The sequence below is a fragment of the Shumkonia mesophila genome (assembly GCF_026163695.1).
Taxonomy (GTDB): Bacteria; Pseudomonadota; Alphaproteobacteria; order Rhodospirillales; family Shumkoniaceae; genus Shumkonia; species Shumkonia mesophila.
The window spans coordinates 11,489-30,420 of sequence record NZ_JAOTID010000013.1 but is presented as its reverse complement, the minus strand read 5'-3'; the positions used below and the strand labels follow the sequence as shown (position 1 = coordinate 30,420).

The window sequence follows — 18,932 nt, the reverse complement described above, 5'->3', positions numbered from 1 at the left end:
CCGGCCTTCCATACTCAGAGAGATTATTCTGCTTTTTCTCGTGTCAACAGAAATCTTCAATCCTAACGAAGATTTTTTAGCGCCCACAACGCGGCTTGCGTCCGGTTCGCAACCCCGATCTTCTTGAAAATGTTTCGCAGATGCGCTTTCGCGGTATCAGCTTCGATGCCAAGGCGCCGGCCGATCTCCTTATTGCACTCGCCGCGCGCTACGCCAGCCAAGATTTCCCGTTCGCGCGGGGATAGATCGACCGCGGCGCCAGGCTTGGGTTCTGCTGCGGCGCACACCGGCGCCGCACTGGCGCTGGCGCCAGGCTTCAGTACGATGATAACCACGATCGTTGGCGCCTCGCTCATGCTGCCATCCGCTTCTTTGCTTCGCATTGAGCGCTGAAAAACGCAGCGAAGAGCTCTGTCCTAGAGATCCGCCGCTTTCCGGCTGGATCTTTGAAGAACGGGAGCCTCCTGGCATCTGCCATCCGCCGCACTTGCTCGAACGAATACGCGATTCCCAGCTCGCGCTCGATTGCGTCGCGGGCCTCCGCGATAGTGAAATATGTATCTACAAAATCATTGGCAGGCATGTCGTAAACCCTTGAATTCCTGGACGTTTCCGCCGGCTTTTCCCGGACGGAATGGTGGCCGGCGCGGCGGCCCTGAATAAAATCTGATATCGTTTCGCCAGGCGTTCCGATTTTTTTTCATGCCGCCGCGGGTGTCAGGCGGCGGATGCGCGCGACGATGAGTGCGGCGTCGATTTGGGACGCCAGGCTGTCGTAGCGGAGGACACCTGTGCAGCCGGCATCGATGTATGCACGGGAATAATCGCGGTCTGCTATGCGCGTATAGATATAGAGAGGGACGGGCGCGATACGGTCGACAAGCGGCTCTGCACAGATCTGCGGTAGCCCGCCCAAGCAGGCGTCATCGAGTATCACGAGATCAAGCGCAGCCAGGCGGGCGGCGGATAGCGCCTCGAGATCGAGCAACCACTGGCACCACTCGACGCGGGCCCTAGAATCAGACGCGCTGACCGCCTTTGCGATCTCGTACGGGGGCTCGGAACAGCATGCGAGGACCCTTGCGGGGAGATGAACGATCATTCCGTGCCACCGAACCCGTGGTGCCGCGCGATCGACGCGTCAGCGGATTCCGGCGGCGGCTCCCCGATCGATAGAAAAATCAGCGCGGATGCGCGCTCGGTAGACAGCACATATTCCCCTTCGGCCCTTCTACCCGAGATTTCATCAGCGATTCCGCGGAGAATCTTGGCGGCATCCGCCCGGGAATACGCATTCACAGACGCGAGAATTTTGATTGGCTTTGCCATTCGAACCCCCTGAAAAGAGAAGCGGCCCCTCGCAAAGATGGGGCCGCAATCTTTTTTCAGGGCTGCGATTTTCAGAAGGGGATGTCTTCCTTCTCGGCTTCCTGCTTGCCAGCCGCCGGTGCCTGGGCCGGTGTCTCTCCGCCGGCGCCGCGGCCGTCGAGCATGGTCAGCTCGCCGCGGAAGTTCTGGAGCACGATCTCGGTGGTGTAGCGATCGTTTCCGTCCTTGTCGGCCCACTTACGGGTCTGAAGCGCTCCCTCGATGTAAACCTTGGCGCCCTTCTTGAGGTACTTCTCGGCGACGTCGGCCAGGCGATCGTTGAAGATGACGACGCGGTGCCACTCGGTTTTTTCTTTGCGCTCGCCAGACTGCTTGTCCTTCCAGCTTTCGCTGGTGGCGAGCGGGAAGTTCACGATCTTCTTCCCGTCCGACGTGGCATGGACCTCCGGATCGCGTCCGAGGTAGCCCGGCCACTCATTCGCGGCGAGACACCGCTTCCACAGATTGATTGCGGTCTCGACCTGCCTGCCGGCGAGATCCAGGGCGGCCGCCGTCAGTTCGACAATCGAAATCGCGTATGGTGGCGTCGTCTCGATCGCGACGAACCGGAAAACAGTATCTTCCGACGCGATCCCAAGCGCTCTCAACCCGCGCAAGTAGTAAGCGGCCTGGATGCCGTTATGAGGCCACAGGGCCGTCCTGGCCCACGCCTGCGGCTCTGCTGTGCGCCCGGTCGTCTTGAGGTCATATACGGCCTGGAGATCGTCCTGCAACCAATCGGGCCGGCAGCGGAAGAAGAAGCCGTCTTCTTCCCAGATCATTGTGGATTCCGCGGTCCCGTGCGCTGGATCGAAGACATGCTCACAGCCAACAAACTCGCGAAGCTGCGCGCGGCCGGCATCCACCATCGCGCGCACTTCTTCATATTGCGCGCGGAGGAGCGGCGTCTTGCCGGCAGCATACGCTTCATCGCGGACATCCGAAGAATTGCGCCCGTCCGCCATCTTTCGATTGAACGCAGGGGCCTCGATAATCTCGAGCGACGTCTCATCGTTCTCGAGCATCAGCCCATGCGCCGCGTGGCCGAGATCGAAGCATTTCTTGTTCTCGTGGACGAACGCAGGATTCAAGCGCGAATGCTTCTCCCAGGCGTGCATCGGCGACCTGAAAATCAGACTTTCAACAATACCCGAAGACAAAGAAGGGATCGGGCAAGGATCGCGGTGGTAGTCTGGAGCGGAAATGTCGTGAAACCCAGGCGTCTTTATCATTCTTACATCCTCCATACTAAGGATATAAGTCTAAAAAACTTTTCAACGACGCTTGAAATTCAGAAAAATGAAGATTTTTATTGTAATTTTTCTGGCCGCTAATAGCTTTGTCAGTAGAGAACCGCTAACACATGGAGGAAACAATGACGATTACACGAGAAGATCTGAACCGGGCCATGGCTGCCTACGAAGCCGCCGGGAAAATCGTGCACCGCGGCCTGGCAGCGGACGGCACGATCAACACCGGCCGCGTCAAACGGCGCGTGAACGAAGATCTCAGGAAAGAGCGCGCAGAAGAGCGCGAAGAAGACGAGAAACTGGGGATCGTCTACACAAAGCCGCACAGGCGCGCAGCCTGACTATATAAGAGAGAGGAGGGAAGGCAGATGCTGATCGATTTTCTCAAGACACAACGATCCCGCGAGGATCTGAAGACCGCGCTCGATGTTCTCAGGGAATTCAAATCGTGCGAGAGCGACGAGGAATGGTTCCTGTGTCCCTGCGCGGCATGGACAAAGCTCGAGCAGATGGAAGAATACCTCGCGCATCTCGCAGCGGACGAGCCTCTCGAGGCGGACACGCTCGAGCAGCTGGCCGGCTGACATCTCACCAGCACAGGCACGAAGCCGCCGCATAACAGCGGCGGTTTTGCTTTGCGCGCGTCAGTCTCCGCGCTATAAACGCGGCACGGAGGAAGCCATGAACGACGCCCAAAAACCGATCGATCAGATTTATCCGCCTGTCCGCTGCGCGACGATGCGCGCGATGGACGCAGCCGGAGAGGCAGCCGCAGTCGCGCTCGGGCGCTTGAGCACGATGCAGATGAACGACCGCCGCGGAGCGATCCAATCATTCATGGATTGCCGCAGCATCGTCGATAGCATCTGCACTATGGAACCTGAGCCGATCAGTCGCGACGACGCCGTTTTCGAAGCCGGAAACAAAGCGCTGGGCTTCGTGAAAAAGTTCCCGGACAGCGAAGAAAAGACCGCCGCCAGGCAGGCGATCCAGGCCTTCCTCGCGCTCTATGAAGAGCGGATCGGCGTCGAAGCTGAAGCCGACGAATGGCCCTGATGCGCGATTCTATATCGCCACTCCGCGCCGGCAGGTGACCAAGTAAATCGATCGCGCTCTGTCGCGTGACACAGCGACAAGATCCGGACGATCACGCGATCAGCATCTTCCTGCGCCGCCTGGCGGGTATCATAATTTCGCACAGGCGGGCCGAGTTTCCAGCGCTCGGGCGCGCCACGCATCATGAAGAGATGCTCATCCCGCGAGCGGTCGTCGGATACATCGACCAGTTCAACCGTAATACCCGCGATCTCGACAGAGAAATACGGCTCTTCCATCGCTTTCTCCGTTTAAAAATTCCGGATAGTTTATATATTTAAACTATGTGGAACTTAGAGATTACCAGCACTTGTGGATCGGCGACTTGCGTGCGGCTTTCACACGCGAGCATAAGCGTGTGCTTGGATTATTGCCGACAGGCGGCGGCAAGACAATATGCTTTTCAGAGATAACCCGCCTGGCCGCTGCGCGCGGTCTGCGCGTGCTGATTCTCGGGCATCGTGGTTTCCTGGTTTCGCAGATCTCCGGCGCCCTGAAGGACGCCTGCGTTCATCATGCGTGCCTGGCTCGAGGGTATCCGGAGAATCTTTCCGCGCGGGTCCAGGTCGGCACCGTGCAGACCGTCGCCAGGCGTCTCGATCGGATCGGACATTTCGATCTCATCATCATAGACGAGGCCCACCATGCCCCGGCCGGAACCTGGGCATTGATCCTTGCGGCATATTCGAATGCCTGGGTGCTTGGTGTCACAGCGACACCGTGCAGGCTCGACGGCAAGGGCCTGGGCGACAGCTTCGATGTGCTGGTCACCGGGCCCAGCGTGCTGGAACTCACAGACCTCCGCTGGCTTGTCCCAGCGCGGATATGGGCGCCGTCCGGCACCCGCCTCGATCTATCCGGCGTGCCGATCACGAAACAAGGCGACTACAATTCAGATGCCCTGGCTGAAGTTTGCGAGAAGGCGCATCTGATCGGAGATTCGCTGGAGCATTACACCCGGATCGCCCAGGGCGCGCCGGCGATCGCGTTCTGCCCCAGCCTGCAGTTTGCACACCGGACGGCCGAACAATTCCGGTCGGCCGGGTATTCCGCTGCGGTGATCGAGGGTGCGAGCAAAGACACGGACCGGCGCGCGATGACGGCCGACCTGGCCGCGGCCAGGCTGAACGTGCTCATCAGCGTCGACGTCATCAGTGAGGGCTTCGACGTGCCGACCGTGAATTTCGGCCTCTCTCTCCGCCCGACCCAGAGCCTCTCATTATATATGCAGCAGATCGGACGCATCCTGCGCATATCGCCTGGCAAAACCTTCGCCGGCTGGATCGACCACGCGGGGAACGTCGGCACGCATGGCTGGCCGGATGACGACCGGGAATGGAGCCTCGAGAAAGGCGCGGTCCGTCGCACCGAAAAAGCCGAGCCAATAACGATCCGACGATGCCCGGAATGCTATCATGTCCACAGGCCGGCTCCGGCCTGCCCTATCTGCCGGCATCAGTATACCGTTCAAGAGCGGCGCCTGGATGTCCGGCAGGGCACGTTGAGCGAGATCCGGCGCGAAGACCGGGAAGCCGCCAGGCAGAAGAAGGCCCGTGCAGAGGCAGTGAAGAATGCCCGGCAAGAAGCGAAGGCCGCGACAATCAACACATCCGCGGACTGCCGTAGTCTGGAAGATTTCCATATTCTCGCAAAGAAAATCGGAAAATCGGCTGGCTGGGCCTGGAGCCAATTCAACAACAGAAAACGCCGCGCAGCCTAGCGCTCAGCAATACACGCCGGCATCGATCCTATCGAGATACTCGGCAACCAGCGCGATACCATCCTGCGAGCCCAGGAGATCGGCCGGCCGGGCCCCAGCAAGGCCAATGGCCGGGCGATTGAGCCACGACTGGGCCGCTTCCTGGCTTCCCAGCACAACCATCGCTTTTGCGATGACGTCATCTCTATTCATCGATTCCAGCCTGTCGCGCATATTCTAGCGCGGCATCAACCTGCCGCTTCGTGAGATCATACTCCGCCGCGAACTCGTCATACGCGACGCCGGCGCTGGTCATCTCGACGACCCATGCGACTGTCAGCCGCGTCCCCTGAATCCGCGGCTCTCCGCAGCAGATTCCCGGCGTCGACACGATCCGCCGAGGGTACGCGTGATGCTGTCGATTCATGCCTCATCCTCTCCCGCCACTGAGCCGCGGGCGAGTGCCGCCATGGCTCGCAGGTATCTGGCAGAGAAGGCTCGTCCAATATCCATCGCCTTGGCGTAGCCAGCATTTGCCACGCGACGCCTGTAAGAGGCAGCCGCCTTGATGGCGCGCGGCGTCGGAGCAGGCGGTGACACGCGTCGATCGTTGTCTGGCATCTCTCTGTTCATTCCGTATCATACCACAAAAAATCCCCGGCCGAAGCCGGGGTAAGGTTGCGTTTCTTGGCGGATGAAAGCACCAAGCTCAGCCGCCGGCGAACCGGCGGCTTGGTTTGGCGTCAGGCGTGGCGCCTTGAGCCCTGATAGAAGCCTTTCTCGTAGCCATCTTCCTGTTCTCCGCGCCATCCCATGTCTTCGTCCGGCTCAAATCTGACGTCGAAGCGGGCGTTGACGCCATCGCTGTATCCGCGCGAATAGCCATGCTTGAAAGCTGCGGAGCGCGTTTCGAATTCACTCATCTTCCTGTTCCTTCTTTTTTTGACCGGCACCTGCCGGCCTTCCATATCCAAAGAGATTATTCCATATTTCGTCGTGTCAACAAAAATATTTCGGTCAGATGCATTTTTTTGGACCCGCCTACGCATGTATGTTGGATCGTCTCCAGCGTTTGATCCGGAATTAAGAAAACCCCCGGAAAACCGGGGGCTCTCAGACGAGGATCACCCCCCTTCATCTCTCGTAGCCGCCCGGCCGGTGGAACCGCTCCTGCACGGGGGCCTTCGCCCGTTCCGGGGTGCCGATCGCCTTCAGGATCTGATCGATCTTCATTGCCGGCGCTTTCTGCTGCTCCAACACCTTCCCGATGACCCGGCCGCGAGCCGCGCCTTCCAGCCCCGCCCGCATCGTCGCATCTGCAGTCGCGATCCGCCCCCGGTAGACCGAGATCGCATTGACGATCTCGGCCCGCTGGCGGGCTTCCTGGCCCATTCTGGCGGCGGGAACGACGAATGCACGGATGGCATCGAAGACAGCATAGGCGGCCCGATTAATGCCCGTACGGGGCTTCAGGTCCCGACGCCACGCGACTTGATTTTCTTCGATCGAGATCCCGGCCCGATCAGCCTGCGCGATCTTATCCGCCGTGCGGGCGGGATCGTCTGACACCGACACGATCAGCTTCTCCAGCATTTTCTGGCCGGCGAACTTCGCTTGCCGGGCCTTCTCGAACTTCCTGGCCGCGTCCTGCGCGCCTTCCCGGATCTCTTCCAGCGTCTTCCGCATCCCAGCGGCGTGCCGGGCGTGCTGGTTCAGCTTTTCGACGGGCGCGCCGGCGATTTCCGCTTCTTCGAAAGCGATCGTCGCAACGACGAAACGATCGATCTGACGGCTCAGGTGCTTCTCGGCATCGCGATCCAGCATCTGATCTTCATTCACAAACTTGGCCATTTCTTCCTCCTGCTTTTCAAGGTCTCACAACTTCGTTCAAAAGGGATGTCAGGGCTCCCGCAGTCTCCGCAAGCCACAAAATGCAGTTTCATTCAAATTATTTTTTTCAAGCGGTGATGAAAATTATTTTGGACATAGATCTATAAGTAGGAGGAGCCGAAATGGCCAAGAAAAACAATAAAGAACAAGAAGACAGGCAGCAGGAACTTGCCGTTCTTGCCGCGGCCGGCGATCGCAGGGCGCGAGATGACCTCATTGTTTCATTGATGACGCTGGCCGGCGTTCTTGCGCGCAGGCGGACGCTTTCGAATCCAGGCCACAGGGAAGACGCAGAGCAGGCAGCGATCGAAGGCATCATCTACGCCGTCGACAAATTCGACCCCGCGCGGGGATTGCACATCGGGAAATTCGCGGGCTTCTGCGCTGACCGGCGGATCTCGCGGTATCTCGCTGAGATGCTTGGGCCGGCCAGCGTGCCGGTGAATGCGGCTGGCCGCCGCGGCGCGACGATTGCTGCGAGCATGATCTCAGTGAGGATCGATCCAGCCGCTGCGGATACTGACGACCAGGACGCCGGGATCGATCTTCCAGACCCTACGCCTGGCGCTGATGAAGTGATCATCGCGCGGGTCCGAGACGACGCCCTGCGCGCCGCAATTCTTCATCTGCGCGGGCAGGAACGCGTCGTCATCGAGGGGCGTCTGGCCGGGAAAATGCTCTCAACGATCGGCGCAGAGCTTGGGATCTCACACGAACGCACGCGGCAAATCAGCGTCAAAGCGTGCGCGCGTCTGAAGAAAATCATGATCGCAATGCAGATCACAGGGAGGAAATGATGACAAAGAAAACGACGCTTCTCCCAGAGTATATCGTTCCGATGCCCGTGCGTGGCGGAAAAGTCGTGATGGTAGACACCCGCGATTACATAAAGAACTCGTGGAAATACGTCGAATGGGAAGAAGACGAGCGGGGAATACTGCATCGTGTCAAGAACGGGATCGTCTCTTTTCTTATCAACGAGCTGATGGGGCCCGGCGATTTCGAGCAGTTGTCGAATGACGAGTCGGATTTCCGGCGTGAAAATCTGGTGGAGCGCTGAGATGGAAGATTTTCCGATCGCACCGGTTGTAGGCTGGAACCAGCCGGCAACACAGGAAATCCGGGACTTTATTGTCCGCACGGTCGGCGTTTCCGCCGTCCGCGTGCCGCTTTCGAAGGGCCGGGCATTCGCCCTGGTCGATCGCGAAGACTGGATCCGCCTGGAGCTCTGGCGCTGGTGCTGGAGCCTGCTTCAGCGGGGCGCCGGATATGCGTTCAGAGCAGAGTATATCGGCCGCAAGAATAGCAAGCCCCGCTATCGCTGGGTGCAGATGCATTCGATGATTCTTCAGGTGCAGGAAGGCCTGGAGACAGATCATCGCAGCCGCGACAGTCTCGACAACCGCAAATTGAACCTCCGCCCAGCGACGCGCGGGCAGAATGTTCAAAACCAAGGCCTGCAAACGACATCGACGACGGGCTTTAAAGGCGTCTGTTTCGTGAAAAGGCGAGGAGATTTCGCGGCATATATCGATGCTGGCGGTGCTCGGAAGCATCTCGGGTATTTCCCGACCGCGCCGGCTGCAGCGGCGGCTCGAGATGAAGCGGCTCTCAGGCTGCATGGCGAATTCGCGGTCCTCTCTCTGGCCGCATAACAACAAGAAAAGGAAAGCGAAACATGACGGAAATTATGGACAAACAGACCGCTGCGACGATCGACAAGGCGCTTGGAGCCGTGGCGGATCTGAAAACGGAAGCCAAGAGGGAAAAGGTTCCCGTTCAGGAAGAAGAGGTGGCTCTGGTCGATCTGACTGATGAGCAGGTCGTGAATGGCGGAGCGCATATCACAAAGCAGACCGGCCGCGCCGTTCGTCTCGAGCGCTGCGGCGGCCCGTGCCCGCCTTGTCGGTGAGAACCTCAAGACGCTTCGCGAGCACGAAGAGATTGCCCGGCGCCGCCTGTCCAATGCAATGGACGCCGGGATGTTTGTCAGCCAGGCGCAGCGCATGTTCCAGCGTGCCGCCGACGCGGTTTCCGCGGAGATCGAGCGGAAGCTGTTGCTCGACCTGCAAGCACTTGGCGTCAGGCCGATCTGGTTCCAGCGCGGAAGCAGGCTCGAGAGGTATCTGGGGAAGTCGGCGGCGTATGCCCCGATCAGGAGGGCAGCCTGATGTACGTCGAACTCGCACAACGCCTGATGATGAAGGCCCTGGTCGGCGGACACGTCGAAGCCGACCAGCTTTCGATAATCGTCCAGGAACTGCTCGATATGTCACGCATGATCGCGAATCTCGAAACGGCGAACAGGCTGCTCGCCGAGGATAATCAGCGGCTCCGGGCGCAGATCCGAGGTACGCGTCCGGTGAGGGCCGCCTTGGCGGGGCCGAGGCGGTATTGGAAGGTGTGACCTTAAATCGAACTTAAGGTCATGCGTTGATGCAGGTTGAGGTTCTGACTGGGGTGGAGCGCCGCCGCCGGTGGCCGTACGAAGAGAAGATCCGGCTGGTTGAGGAGACGCTGTCGCCGGGGGTGACGGTGTCGGAAGTAGCCCGCCGGCACGGGGTGGCGCCAAGCCTGCTGTTCACGTGGCGACGACAGGCCCGGGAGGGCCGGCTCGGCGGCACCGAGGCTGCGCCGCTTCTGGTGCCGGTACGGATTGCCGCGACGGAAGCGGCCTCGCCGCCGGCGCGACCTCGACGGCCAGCGGGTCTGATCGAGATCGAGCTTGGCGGCGGCCGGCGGGTGCGGGTTGGTCGCGACGTCGACGGCGAGGCCCTGCGGCGCGTGCTTGATGTCCTGGAGGACCGACCTGTTCGCCGAAGCCCGGAGTGTGCGGGCGGATGATCCCGGTTCCGACGGGGGTTCGGGTGTGGCTGGCGACGGGGCACACCGATCTGCGGCGCGGCTTTGACGGGCTTGCCCTGATCGTGCAGGAGACGCTGCGGCGCGATCCCCATTCGGGGCACCTGTTCGTCTTCCGTGGCAAGCGAGGGGATCTGATCAAGATCGTGTGGCATGACGGTCAGGGCATGTGCCTGTTCGCGAAGCGACTGGAGCGGGGCCGATTTATCTGGCCGTCGACGGTCGGCGGCGCGGTGACGATCACGGCGGCACAGCTCGGTTATCTGCTTGAGGGGATCGATTGGCGGATGCCGCGGACAACCTGGCGTCCGGACGCCGCCGGATAGCGATAACCCGTTGCAAATCAAAGAGAATCCATTAGAATCCTGGGCATCATGTAAGCCCAGGAATCGCTCCCCCAGGACCTTGCCGCTGCCCACGCGATGATTGTCGCGGAGCGGGCGGCGCGGCTGTCGGCCGAGGCCGAGGTTGCGGCGGCGAAGGCGGACCGGCGGGTCCTCGACATCGAGATCGAACGACTGAAGCTGGAGATCGCGCGGTTGCGCCGGGAGCGGTTCGGCGCCTCGGCGGAACGCTCGGCGCGGATCGCCCAGCTTGAGCTGGCGCTGGAGGACCTGGAGGAGACGGCGGCGGCCGCGGAAGGCGCCGAGGAGCCGATGACTGCCGAGGTCCGGACCGTCGGCCGGCGCAAGCCGGCGCGGCGACCACTGCCGGATCATCTGGCGCGGGTGCGGGTGGTGGAACCGGCGCCGACGGCGTGTCCATGCTGCGGCGGCGAGCTGAGGAAGCTGGGCGAAGACGTGACCGAGACGCTGGAGCGGGTTCCGGCGCGCTGGTACGTGGTCCAGCATGTACGCGAGAAGTTCTCGTGTCGTTGCTGCGAGACGATCACCCAGCCGCCGGCGCCGTTCCATGCGATCGCCCGCGGCCGGGCGGGGGCGAACCTGCTGGCCGAGGTGGTGTTCGCGAAGTACGGCCTGCACCTGCCGCTGCACCGCCAGAGTGCCCGCTTTGCCCGCGAGGGCGTCGAACTGGACGTCTCGACGCTGGCCGACTGGGTGGGAACAGTGAGCGTCGCCCTGCGGCCGCTGGTGGAGGCCATCGCCATGCACGCGCGGGCCGGTCCGCGGATCCATGCCGACGACACGCCGGTGCCGGTGCTGGGCAAGGGGAAGACGAAGACGGGACGGCTGTGGACGGTGGTGCGCGACGACCGGCCCTTTGCGGGCACGGCCCCGCCGGCGGCGGCGTACTTCTACTCGCCGGACCGTAGTGGCGAGCATGCCGAGGCTTTCTTAAGGGGCTTCAGCGGCATCATGCAGGCGGACGCCTTCTCCGGGTTCGGGCGACTCTATGTGCCGGGGCGCGAAGGCGGGCCGGTGATCGAGGCTGCGTGCTGGGCGCACGCGCGGCGGAAGTTCTACGAGATGGCCGACCTCAAGAAGGCGCCGATCGCCATTGAGGCGGTCAAGCGGATCGACGCACTGTTCGCCATCGAGCGGGAGATCAACGGCCTGCCGGCGGATCGACGCCTAGCGGTGCGGGCGGAACGCTCGCGGCCGCTGGTCGCCGAGCTTGAGGACTGGCTTCATCGGAAGCGGACAACGCTGTCGGCGAAGTCGCCGGTGGCCAAGGCGATCGACTACCTGCTCAAGCGCTGGCCGGCCTTCACCCGCTTCCTCGAGGACGGCCGCATCTGCCTGTCGAACAATGCCGCCGAACGGGCGCTGCGTGGGATTGCCGTCGGGCGCCGCAACTGGACCTTCGCCGGCTCGGACGCCGGCGGCGAACGGGCCGCCGCTCTTTACACGCTGATCGAGACGGCCAAGCTCAACGGCATCGACCCGCGGGCCTGGCTGGCTGACGTGCTGGACCGGCTGCCCGGCCATTCGGTCAGGCGGATCGATGAGTTGCTGCCGTGGAGCTGGCAAAGGACGACCGATCCGAAGGAGGCCGCGGGTTGAGAACGCGAAGCCCCGCAGGCCTGTCGTAACCCTCCGGCGGAGGCCGCCTTGTCTCGGGGATTTTGAGGGTGCCTGATTTGGCAGTGGTGCAAGCACTGTGGTTTGCACTGGTGCAAAAGACGGTGCGATGGCCCAAGTTCACATTCTGACCGGCCCTGAGCGGCGGCGCACGTGGAGTGAGGAGCAGAAGCGGACGATCGTCGCGGCGACGTTTGCACCGGGTGCGCTGGTCAGCCATGTGGCGCGGCAGGCGGACGTTCATCCCAGCCTGGTCTATCGCTGGCGGCGCGATCTGCGGCTTGGACCAACGGGATTTTCCGAAGTGGTCGTTGCTCCGGCCTCGGCGCCTTCGGTCGAGAAGACTTCGGCGATCGAGGTTGGGCTGGCGGACGGCACGCGGGTGCACATTCCGACGAACACGCCGCCGGAACTGGCGGCGGCGGTGCTGCGGGCGCTGCGGCGATGATCCCGGTTCCGTCCGGAATACGGGTATGGCTGGCGGTGGGGCGGACCGACATGCGGCGCGGCATGAACGGCCTGTCACTGCAGGTGCAGGAGGCGCTGGGCCGCGATCCCTGTGCGGGGGATCTTTACGTCTTCCGGGGCCGCCGTGGCGACCTGATCAAGATCATCTGGCACGACGGGCTGGGGATGTCGCTGTACGCCAAGCGGCTGGAGAAGGGACGGTTCATCTGGCCAGCGCCGGCGGGCGGCGTGGTCGCCATCTCGGCGGCGCAGCTGGCGTACCTGCTGGACGGGATCGACTGGCGCAACCCGCGCCACAGCTTCCGTCCCGAGCGGGTCGGTTAAGGCTGCTGTTTTGTTTGGTTTTCCGCCATTTTCTGCGAGTCATGGGGCAGGATTTGTGATTCAATCCGGTCATGGAACCGCGCCCTGCCGATGACCTGCCCGACGATGTTGAAGCGCTGAAGGCGGCGCTGGCGGAGAGCCGCAACGAACTCGCGGCGGCGCGGGCGCAGGTTTCCGAAGACCAGGCGCTGATCGCCCACCTCAAGCTGGTGATCGCCAAGCTTCAGCGGGAGCGCTTCGGGGCGCGTGCAGAGCGCTCGGTGCGCCTTCTCGACCAACTGGAGCTGCAGCTCAAGGAGCTGGAGGCGTCGGCGAGCGTGGACGAGTTGGCGGCGGAGCGCAGTGCCAAGATCGCCCAGATCACGGCGTTCGTGCGCCGGAAGCCGGCGCGCAAGCCGTTCCCCGCGCATCTGCCGCGGGAACGGGTCGTCATCCCCGCGCCGACCGTCTGCCCGTGCTGCGGCGGCACGCACCTTTCCAGGCTCGGCGAGGACATCACCGAGACCCTGGAGGTGATCCCGCGCCAGTGGAAGGTGATCCAGACCGTGCGCGAGAAGGTCACCTGCCGGGACTGCGAGAGCATCAGCCAGGCGCCGGCACCGTTCCATGTCCTCCCGCGGGGCTGGGCCGGTCCCAACCTGCTGGCGATGATCCTGTTCGAGAAGTTCGGCCAGCACCAGCCGCTGAACCGGCAGTCCGAACGCTATGCCCGCGAGGGCGTCGATCTGAGCCTGTCGACGCTGGCCGACCAGGTCGGCGCCTGCTGCTCGGTCCTAGAACCGATGTTCCGCCGCCTCGAGGCACATGTCCTGGCGGCGGATCGGCTGCACGGCGACGACACCACGGTACCGGTGCTGGCCAAGGGCAAGACCGACAGCGCGCGGCTGTGGACCTACGTCCGCGACGACCGCCCGTTCGGCGGCACGGATCCGCCGGCGGCGGTGTTCTACTACTCGCGCAACCGCGGCGGCGAGCACCCGCAGGGCCATCTCGCCGGCTACTCCGGCATCCTCCAGGCCGACGCCTACGGCGGCTACGGCAAGCTCTATGAGTCTGGCCGCAGACCCAGCCCGATCACCGAGGCGTTGTGCTGGAGTCATGCCCGGCGGAAGTTCTTCGAACTGGCCGACCTCGCGGCCGCGGCCCGGCGCAAGGCCAAGGGCGCGAAGGCGGCGGTGATCTCGCCCCTGGCCCTGGAAGCGGTGCGGCGGATCGATGCCCTGTTCGACATCGAGCGCGACATCAACGGCGCCGGCGCCGAGCGACGCCTCGCGGTGCGCCACGAACGCAGCCTGCCGCTGGTCGCCGACCTCGAGGCCTGGATGCGCGAGCAGCGTGCCAAGCTGTCGCGCCACGGTGACCTCGCCAAGGCCATGGACTACATGCTCAAACGCTGGGATGCCTTCACCGCCTTCCTCCATGACGGCCGCATCTGCCTGACCAACAATGCGGCGGAGCGCGCCCTGCGCGGCATCGCGCTGGGCAGGAAGTCATGGCTGTTCGCCGGCTCCGACCGCGGCGGTCGGCGCGCCGCCATGATGTACAGCCTGATCGTCACCGCCAAGCTGAACGACGTCGACCCCCAGGCCTGGCTCGCCGACGTGCTGGGCCGCATCGCCGAACATCCCATGCATCAGCTCGACGAACTGCTCCCGTGGCTCTGGCGTCGCCGGGAGGGCCTCGCCAGCCAGGCAGCTTGACCATGGCGACGAGCGGCTACGTTGCCGTACTGCCCAGCCGAGACAAAGAGTGGCTGGAGGATTTCTCCATCGATATGGAATCCGAGACGGACGACCTCGGCTTCGCCTACGTGGTGATCGTTCGCACCCTGGCGGGGAAATTCCCTCGCAGAACTAGAGTGTTTTCCCCACATTTTTCCGCCATCCTTTTTTGCGATTCAATCCTGGACGCAGGGGGATGAGGGCAGCCATGGGCAGAGGACATCGCGCACAAGCACGTCGCCGTCGTTTCGACGGCATGTTCCGTTTTCCGCCTATGGTGCTAGTCAAGCAGTTGCTCTATGCTCATAAAGTCCCTCAGAATCGCTGAAGCATTGGCCAAGGGCTTTCTGGTCCGCTGGTGAGGCCATTGGAGATTCCTATGGCCAAGGTCGACGAGCAGGAGCAGGCACGGGACGAGCAACTGACGCCGGTCTGCGCGATCGGCGCCTCGGCCGGCGGGGTGGCCGCCCTGCAGGAATTCTTCAGCCGCATCCCCGACGACCTGGGCCTCGCCTACGTGGTGATCATCCACTTGGCGCCCGACCACCCCAGCCACATGAGCGAGATCCTGACCGGCCGCACTGCCATGCCGGTCCATCAGGTGACCGATTCGCTGCAGCTCCGTCCCAACTGCGTCTATGTCATTCCGCCCGACCGCGAGCTGGTCATCGAAGGCAACAACGTGCAGTCCCGCGAGTTCAGCCAGCCGCGCGGCCGGCGGGCGCCGATCGACGTGTTCTTCCGCTCGGTCGCCGCCGGCCGCGGCGACGGGCTGGCAGTGGTGATGACCGGGGCCGGTTCGGACGGCGCGCTCGGCGTCAAGGCCGTCAAGGAGCAGGGCGGCGTCGTCTTCGTCCAGGACCCGGCCGAGGCCGAATACCCGATGATGCCCCGCAACGCCATCGCCACCGGCGTTGCCGACTTCATCGGTCCGGTCCACCATCTGGTCGAGTGGATCACCGAGGTGGTCCGCAGCAAGAACGCGCTCAGCGACCTGCGCGAGGAGGAGGCGGATGAAGCGCTCCGGAACGTGCTCGGCTTCCTGCAGACCCGGACCGGGCACGATTTCTCGGGCTACAAGCGGGCGACCGTGCTGCGCCGGGTGGCGCGACGTGTGCAGGTGGCACGGAGCCCCAGCCTGTCCGATTACGCCCGGTATCTTCGCGAGAATGCGGAGGAGGCGCAGCAGTTGTTCGAGGACATGCTGATCTCGGTCACCTCGTTCTTCCGGGACCACGACGCCTTCGCCACCCTGGCCGAAAAGGCCGTCAAAGCGGTGTGCGAAAAGACGGAAGGGAGCGACGGCATCCGCGCCTGGGTGGTCGGCTGCGCGACCGGCGAGGAGGCCTACAGCCTGGCCATCCTGCTGCTGGAGGAGGCGGACAGGCGAAAGGTCTTCCTCCCCATCCAGGTCTTCGCGACCGACCTCGACGAGGGGGCGCTGGCCACGGCGCGAGAGGGCCGCTATCCGCGCGCCATCGAGGCCGACGTTTCCGAGGAGCGGCTGCAGCGGTACTTCTCCAGGGAAGGCGAGCACTACCGCATCCGCCAGGAGGTGCGCGACGTCGTGCTGTTCGCCAGCCACAGCGCGCTGAAGGACCCGCCCTTCATCCGGGTCGACCTGATCACCTGCCGCAACCTCCTGATCTATCTGGAACGCGAGCTTCAAACACAGGTGTGCGGCGTCTTCCACTACGCGCTGAACCCGCACGGCTTTTTGTTCCTGGGATCCGCCGAGACGGCGGACGCGGCGCCTGAATTGTTCAAACCGGTCGACCGCGCCGCCCGGCTCTATCAGGCGAAGTCGCAGGCGGTGCCGCATGTGCCCCTGCTGCCGGGCGCGGCGGCCGGCCGGCGCCGGTCAGCAGCCGGGACGGCGACCTCGCCGCGGGTCGAACGATTTGCGACGCTGAAGGACCTGCATGCGGCGTCGCTGGAGCTCGCCGCGCCGCCCAGCGCACTGGTCGACGACAGCCTTCGGGTCCTGCACCTGTCGCCGAACGCCGGCAACTTCATCAGACCCTCCGAGGGGGCCTACACAGCCGAACTGCCGGCGTTGGTCCGTTCCGAGCTGCGCCTGGAGCTCAGGGGCGCCCTGCAGCGCGCCTTCGAAACGGGCGAACCCATTCTGACGCTGCCGGTGCCGGTCGCTTTCAACGGGTCGCGGCGGCGCGTCCTCATGAAGGTGGCGCCGATGGCCGCTGACGGCGAAGCGCCCGCGCAGGCGCTGGTCTTTTTCATCGACGGCGGCCTGATCGAGCCGAGCGACGACGCGCACGAGGCGGGAAAGGATGGCCAGAGCGCCCAGGTTCGACGGCTGATGGACGAGCTGCAGGCGGCCGAGGAGCGACTGCGCCAAAGCCGACTGGAGCACGAGCAGGCGACCCAGGAGCTGCGTGCCACCAACGAGGAGCTGCAGTCGATCAACGAAGAGTACCGCTCGACCTCGGAAGAGCTGGAGACCAGCAAGGAGGAGCTGCAGTCCATCAACGAGGAACTGCAGACCGTCAACGCCGAGCTGAAGAGCAAGCTGGAAACGATCTCGTCGGCCCACAGCGACTTGCAGAACCTGATCGCGGCCACCGACATCGGCACCCTTTTCCTCGACTCCGAGCTTCGTATCCGGATGTTTACGCCGGCGGTGGCGGGGCTGTTCAGCATCAACGAGAACGACGTCGGCCGACCGATTATCGACTTCAAGCACAACCTCGACCATGCCGGTATCGAGGCCGATGCCCGAGGCGTGCTGCGCACGCTGGTGCCGGTCGAGCGGGAAGTCGGCTACTCGGGCGGCCGCAGCCTGATGATGCGAATTCGGCCCTATCGCAGCGTCGATAACCGCATCGAAGGCTTGGTTGCCACTTTCATCGACGTCACCGAATTGCGCAAGGCGACGGCGCAGTTGCGCGAAAGCGAGCGGTTGCGCCGGATGATAGAGACCGAGGCCGTCGGCATCATTTTCTTGGACGAAGGCGGCAGGCTGATCGACTCGAATAACGCCTTCCTGCGCATGACCGGCTTTGCCCGCGAGGCGGTGAGCGACGGCCGCCTGAACTGGCGCACGCTGACGCCCCCCGATTGGATGGACCTCACCGAACGGGAGATGGCCAAGCTGGCCGAGACCGGCCGCATCGGGCCCTACGAGAAGGAGTATTTCCGCGAGGACGGCAGCCGAATGTGGATTCTGTTCGCCGGACAGGGCCTGGGTGACGGCACGACGGTCGAGTTCTGCCTCGACATCAGCGAGCGCAAGGCCGCCGAAGACCAGCGCGCCCTGCTGCTGCGGGAACTTAGCCACAGGGTCAAGAACACGCTGGCCGTGGTGCAGTCGATCGCCCACCAAACGCTGCGCACCTCGGACAGCGTCGAGGCCTTTGCCGAAGCCTTCGAGCGGCGGCTGCAGGCCCTGGCCCACGCCCATGCGCTGCTGACGCCGCAGAACTGGACCGGGGCGCTTCTTGGCGACCTGGTGGCGGCGACGATGGAGTCCTTCCTGCCCGACGGCGACGCGCGCGTCAAAATCGACGGGCCGCCCATCTCGCTGTCGGCGAACGCTACCGTCTCCTTCACCATGGCGCTGCACGAAATGGGCACCAACGCGGTGAAGCACGGCGCGCTATCGACCCAAAAGGGGGTGGTGGAGATCGGCTGGCGGGTGGCGGAGCCGCAGCCCGGCAAAAATGGACGGCTCATCTTCACCTGGACCGAGCACGGCGGGCCGAAAGTCGCGCAACCGAAACGCAAGGGGTTCGGCTCGAAGATGATCGAGAAAGGCGTCGCCCACGCCCTCGGCGCCCAAGTCGCCATCGATTATCGCGAAGCTGGCGTCATCTGCACCATGGAGCTGCCGCTTGGCGACAAAATCCGGATTGCCTGACCCCGCCTCGCTGAGGGTGTTGGTCGTCGAGGACGAGATGCTGATCAGCATGATGCTCGAGGACATGCTGGGCGACCTCGGCCATTGCGTCCTCGACGTGGCGCAGGAGGTCGACGTGGCCCTCGAGCTGATCCGCCGCCGGGCCGACGAGATCGACGCCGCGGTGGTGGACGCCAACCTTGCCGGACAGTCGGCGGCGCCGGTGGCCGCAGCCCTGCGCGTGAAAGGTATTCCCTTCATCATCGCCTCGGGCTACGAGGGAGACCAGCTGAAGAGCCTCGGTTTCGACGAGGCGTACCTCCGCAAGCCCTACCGGAGCGACGAGGTCGACGGCGCCCTGAAGGGGCTTTTTGATAGGAGGCCCCGAGGCAGGTGAGTCTCCGCGAACCAAATGCC

General features: G+C 63.5%; 29 protein-coding genes. 19 read left to right on the top strand and 10 right to left on the bottom strand.

Annotated elements, in window-relative coordinates:
• Positions 1 to 62: 62 nt before the first annotated feature.
• The 5 genes from ODR01_RS18815 to ssb all read right to left on the bottom strand — a co-directional run bounded on the left by ODR01_RS18815 (position 63) and on the right by ssb (position 2,600).
• A complete protein-coding gene (locus ODR01_RS18815; protein ID WP_316979242.1) occupies positions 63 to 356 on the bottom strand; it encodes a response regulator transcription factor in 294 nt (97 codons plus the stop codon).
• Positions 353 to 583, bottom strand: a complete 231-nt coding sequence (locus ODR01_RS18810; RefSeq protein WP_316979241.1) for a MerR family transcriptional regulator — start codon at positions 581 to 583, stop codon at positions 353 to 355. Before ODR01_RS18810 ends, ODR01_RS18815 begins: the two co-directional genes overlap by 4 nt.
• Before the next feature lie 117 nt (positions 584 to 700).
• A complete protein-coding gene (locus ODR01_RS18805) occupies positions 701 to 988 on the bottom strand; it encodes a hypothetical protein (protein WP_316979240.1) in 288 nt (95 codons plus the stop codon).
• 110 nt (positions 989 to 1,098) lie between these two features.
• Positions 1,099 to 1,329, bottom strand: a complete 231-nt coding sequence (locus ODR01_RS18800; protein WP_316979239.1) for a hypothetical protein — start codon at positions 1,327 to 1,329, stop codon at positions 1,099 to 1,101.
• A 71-nt stretch (positions 1,330 to 1,400) separates the two neighbouring features.
• Positions 1,401 to 2,600, bottom strand: a complete 1,200-nt coding sequence (ssb, locus tag ODR01_RS25280) for a single-stranded DNA-binding protein (RefSeq protein WP_394356853.1) — start codon at positions 2,598 to 2,600, stop codon at positions 1,401 to 1,403.
• A gap of 143 nt (positions 2,601 to 2,743) precedes the next feature.
• Here ssb and ODR01_RS18785 point away from each other — a divergent pair, with 143 nt between their 5' ends.
• The 3 genes from ODR01_RS18785 (at position 2,744) to ODR01_RS18775 (ending at position 3,674) form a co-directional block, all read left to right on the top strand.
• Positions 2,744 to 2,959: a hypothetical protein gene (locus ODR01_RS18785; RefSeq protein WP_316979238.1), complete on the top strand. Its 216-nt coding sequence runs from the start codon at positions 2,744 to 2,746 to the stop codon at positions 2,957 to 2,959.
• A gap of 27 nt (positions 2,960 to 2,986) precedes the next feature.
• Positions 2,987 to 3,202, top strand: coding sequence for a hypothetical protein (locus ODR01_RS18780; RefSeq protein ID WP_316979237.1), 216 nt, complete (start codon positions 2,987 to 2,989; stop codon positions 3,200 to 3,202).
• Positions 3,203 to 3,299: 97 nt separating this feature from the next.
• Positions 3,300 to 3,674: a hypothetical protein gene (locus ODR01_RS18775; RefSeq protein ID WP_316979236.1), complete on the top strand. Its 375-nt coding sequence runs from the start codon at positions 3,300 to 3,302 to the stop codon at positions 3,672 to 3,674.
• Here the strand turns inward: ODR01_RS18775 and ODR01_RS18770 are convergent.
• A complete protein-coding gene (locus ODR01_RS18770) occupies positions 3,626 to 3,952 on the bottom strand; it encodes a hypothetical protein (protein WP_316979235.1) in 327 nt (108 codons plus the stop codon). The genes ODR01_RS18775 and ODR01_RS18770 overlap by 49 nt on opposite strands.
• Before the next feature lie 47 nt (positions 3,953 to 3,999).
• On the opposite strand from ODR01_RS18770, the gene ODR01_RS18765 reads away from it, so the two are divergent.
• Positions 4,000 to 5,433, top strand: coding sequence for a DEAD/DEAH box helicase (locus ODR01_RS18765; protein WP_316979234.1), 1,434 nt, complete (start codon positions 4,000 to 4,002; stop codon positions 5,431 to 5,433).
• 3 nt (positions 5,434 to 5,436) lie between these two features.
• On the opposite strand, the gene ODR01_RS18760 is transcribed toward ODR01_RS18765, so the two are convergent.
• The 4 genes from ODR01_RS18760 to ODR01_RS18750 form a co-directional block, all read right to left on the bottom strand.
• Positions 5,437 to 5,625 carry an MbcA/ParS/Xre antitoxin family protein gene (locus ODR01_RS18760; protein ID WP_316979233.1) on the bottom strand — a complete coding sequence of 63 codons (189 nt, stop codon included), beginning with the start codon at positions 5,623 to 5,625 and terminating at the stop codon, positions 5,437 to 5,439.
• Positions 5,618 to 5,839: a DUF433 domain-containing protein gene (locus tag ODR01_RS25275; RefSeq protein ID WP_394356852.1), complete on the bottom strand. Its 222-nt coding sequence runs from the start codon at positions 5,837 to 5,839 to the stop codon at positions 5,618 to 5,620. The genes ODR01_RS18760 and ODR01_RS25275 overlap by 8 nt, the downstream gene beginning before the upstream one ends.
• A gap of 316 nt (positions 5,840 to 6,155) precedes the next feature.
• Positions 6,156 to 6,335 carry a hypothetical protein gene (locus ODR01_RS18755; protein ID WP_316979232.1) on the bottom strand — a complete coding sequence of 60 codons (180 nt, stop codon included), beginning with the start codon at positions 6,333 to 6,335 and terminating at the stop codon, positions 6,156 to 6,158.
• A 211-nt stretch (positions 6,336 to 6,546) separates the two neighbouring features.
• On the bottom strand, positions 6,547 to 7,263 hold the full coding sequence (locus tag ODR01_RS18750) for a hypothetical protein (protein ID WP_316979231.1): 717 nt from the start codon (positions 7,261 to 7,263) through the stop codon (positions 6,547 to 6,549).
• 161 nt (positions 7,264 to 7,424) lie between these two features.
• On the opposite strand from ODR01_RS18750, the gene ODR01_RS18745 reads away from it, so the two are divergent.
• From ODR01_RS18745 to ODR01_RS18675, 15 genes are all read left to right on the top strand, one after another.
• Complete coding sequence (locus ODR01_RS18745) at positions 7,425 to 8,099, top strand: sigma-70 family RNA polymerase sigma factor (RefSeq protein WP_316979230.1); 675 nt, start codon at positions 7,425 to 7,427, stop codon at positions 8,097 to 8,099.
• Positions 8,096 to 8,362, top strand: coding sequence for a hypothetical protein (locus ODR01_RS18740; protein WP_316979229.1), 267 nt, complete (start codon positions 8,096 to 8,098; stop codon positions 8,360 to 8,362). Before ODR01_RS18745 ends, ODR01_RS18740 begins: the two co-directional genes overlap by 4 nt.
• Before the next feature lies 1 nt (position 8,363).
• A complete protein-coding gene (locus ODR01_RS18735) occupies positions 8,364 to 8,957 on the top strand; it encodes an AP2 domain-containing protein (protein ID WP_316979228.1) in 594 nt (197 codons plus the stop codon).
• Between the two features lie 23 nt (positions 8,958 to 8,980).
• On the top strand, positions 8,981 to 9,214 hold the full coding sequence (locus tag ODR01_RS18730) for a hypothetical protein (protein ID WP_316979227.1): 234 nt from the start codon (positions 8,981 to 8,983) through the stop codon (positions 9,212 to 9,214).
• A complete protein-coding gene (locus ODR01_RS18725) occupies positions 9,132 to 9,473 on the top strand; it encodes a hypothetical protein (protein ID WP_316979226.1) in 342 nt (113 codons plus the stop codon). Before ODR01_RS18730 ends, ODR01_RS18725 begins: the two co-directional genes overlap by 83 nt.
• The gene (locus tag ODR01_RS18720) at positions 9,473 to 9,709 is read left to right on the top strand and encodes a hypothetical protein (protein ID WP_316979225.1); all 237 of its coding nucleotides are present in this window, start codon (positions 9,473 to 9,475) and stop codon (positions 9,707 to 9,709) included. The genes ODR01_RS18725 and ODR01_RS18720 overlap by 1 nt, the downstream gene beginning before the upstream one ends.
• A 29-nt stretch (positions 9,710 to 9,738) precedes the next feature.
• On the top strand, positions 9,739 to 10,146 hold the full coding sequence (gene tnpA, locus ODR01_RS18715) for an IS66-like element accessory protein TnpA (protein WP_316979224.1): 408 nt from the start codon (positions 9,739 to 9,741) through the stop codon (positions 10,144 to 10,146).
• Positions 10,143 to 10,490 carry an IS66 family insertion sequence element accessory protein TnpB gene (gene tnpB, locus ODR01_RS18710; RefSeq protein ID WP_316979223.1) on the top strand — a complete coding sequence of 116 codons (348 nt, stop codon included), beginning with the start codon at positions 10,143 to 10,145 and terminating at the stop codon, positions 10,488 to 10,490. The genes tnpA (ODR01_RS18715) and tnpB (ODR01_RS18710) overlap by 4 nt, the downstream gene beginning before the upstream one ends.
• Before the next feature lie 96 nt (positions 10,491 to 10,586).
• Positions 10,587 to 12,128 (top strand): IS66 family transposase, encoded by a 1,542-nt coding sequence (tnpC, locus tag ODR01_RS18705; RefSeq protein ID WP_316979222.1) that lies wholly within the window; start codon positions 10,587 to 10,589, stop codon positions 12,126 to 12,128.
• A gap of 127 nt (positions 12,129 to 12,255) precedes the next feature.
• The gene (gene tnpA / locus ODR01_RS18700; RefSeq protein ID WP_316979221.1) at positions 12,256 to 12,594 is read left to right on the top strand and encodes an IS66-like element accessory protein TnpA; all 339 of its coding nucleotides are present in this window, start codon (positions 12,256 to 12,258) and stop codon (positions 12,592 to 12,594) included.
• The gene (tnpB, locus tag ODR01_RS18695) at positions 12,591 to 12,938 is read left to right on the top strand and encodes an IS66 family insertion sequence element accessory protein TnpB (RefSeq protein WP_316979220.1); all 348 of its coding nucleotides are present in this window, start codon (positions 12,591 to 12,593) and stop codon (positions 12,936 to 12,938) included. Before tnpA (ODR01_RS18700) ends, tnpB (ODR01_RS18695) begins: the two co-directional genes overlap by 4 nt.
• Positions 12,939 to 13,009: 71 nt before the next feature.
• Entirely contained in the window at positions 13,010 to 14,638 is a 1,629-nt protein-coding gene (gene tnpC / locus ODR01_RS18690) for an IS66 family transposase (RefSeq protein WP_316979219.1), read from the top strand.
• A 2-nt stretch (positions 14,639 to 14,640) separates the two neighbouring features.
• On the top strand, positions 14,641 to 14,859 hold the full coding sequence (locus ODR01_RS18685) for a hypothetical protein (RefSeq protein WP_316979218.1): 219 nt from the start codon (positions 14,641 to 14,643) through the stop codon (positions 14,857 to 14,859).
• 179 nt (positions 14,860 to 15,038) lie between these two features.
• Positions 15,039 to 18,536 carry a chemotaxis protein CheB gene (locus tag ODR01_RS18680; protein WP_316979217.1) on the top strand — a complete coding sequence of 1,166 codons (3,498 nt, stop codon included), beginning with the start codon at positions 15,039 to 15,041 and terminating at the stop codon, positions 18,534 to 18,536.
• The gene (locus tag ODR01_RS18675) at positions 18,511 to 18,912 is read left to right on the top strand and encodes a response regulator (RefSeq protein WP_316979216.1); all 402 of its coding nucleotides are present in this window, start codon (positions 18,511 to 18,513) and stop codon (positions 18,910 to 18,912) included. The genes ODR01_RS18680 and ODR01_RS18675 overlap by 26 nt, the downstream gene beginning before the upstream one ends.
• Positions 18,913 to 18,932 lie beyond the last annotated feature (20 nt).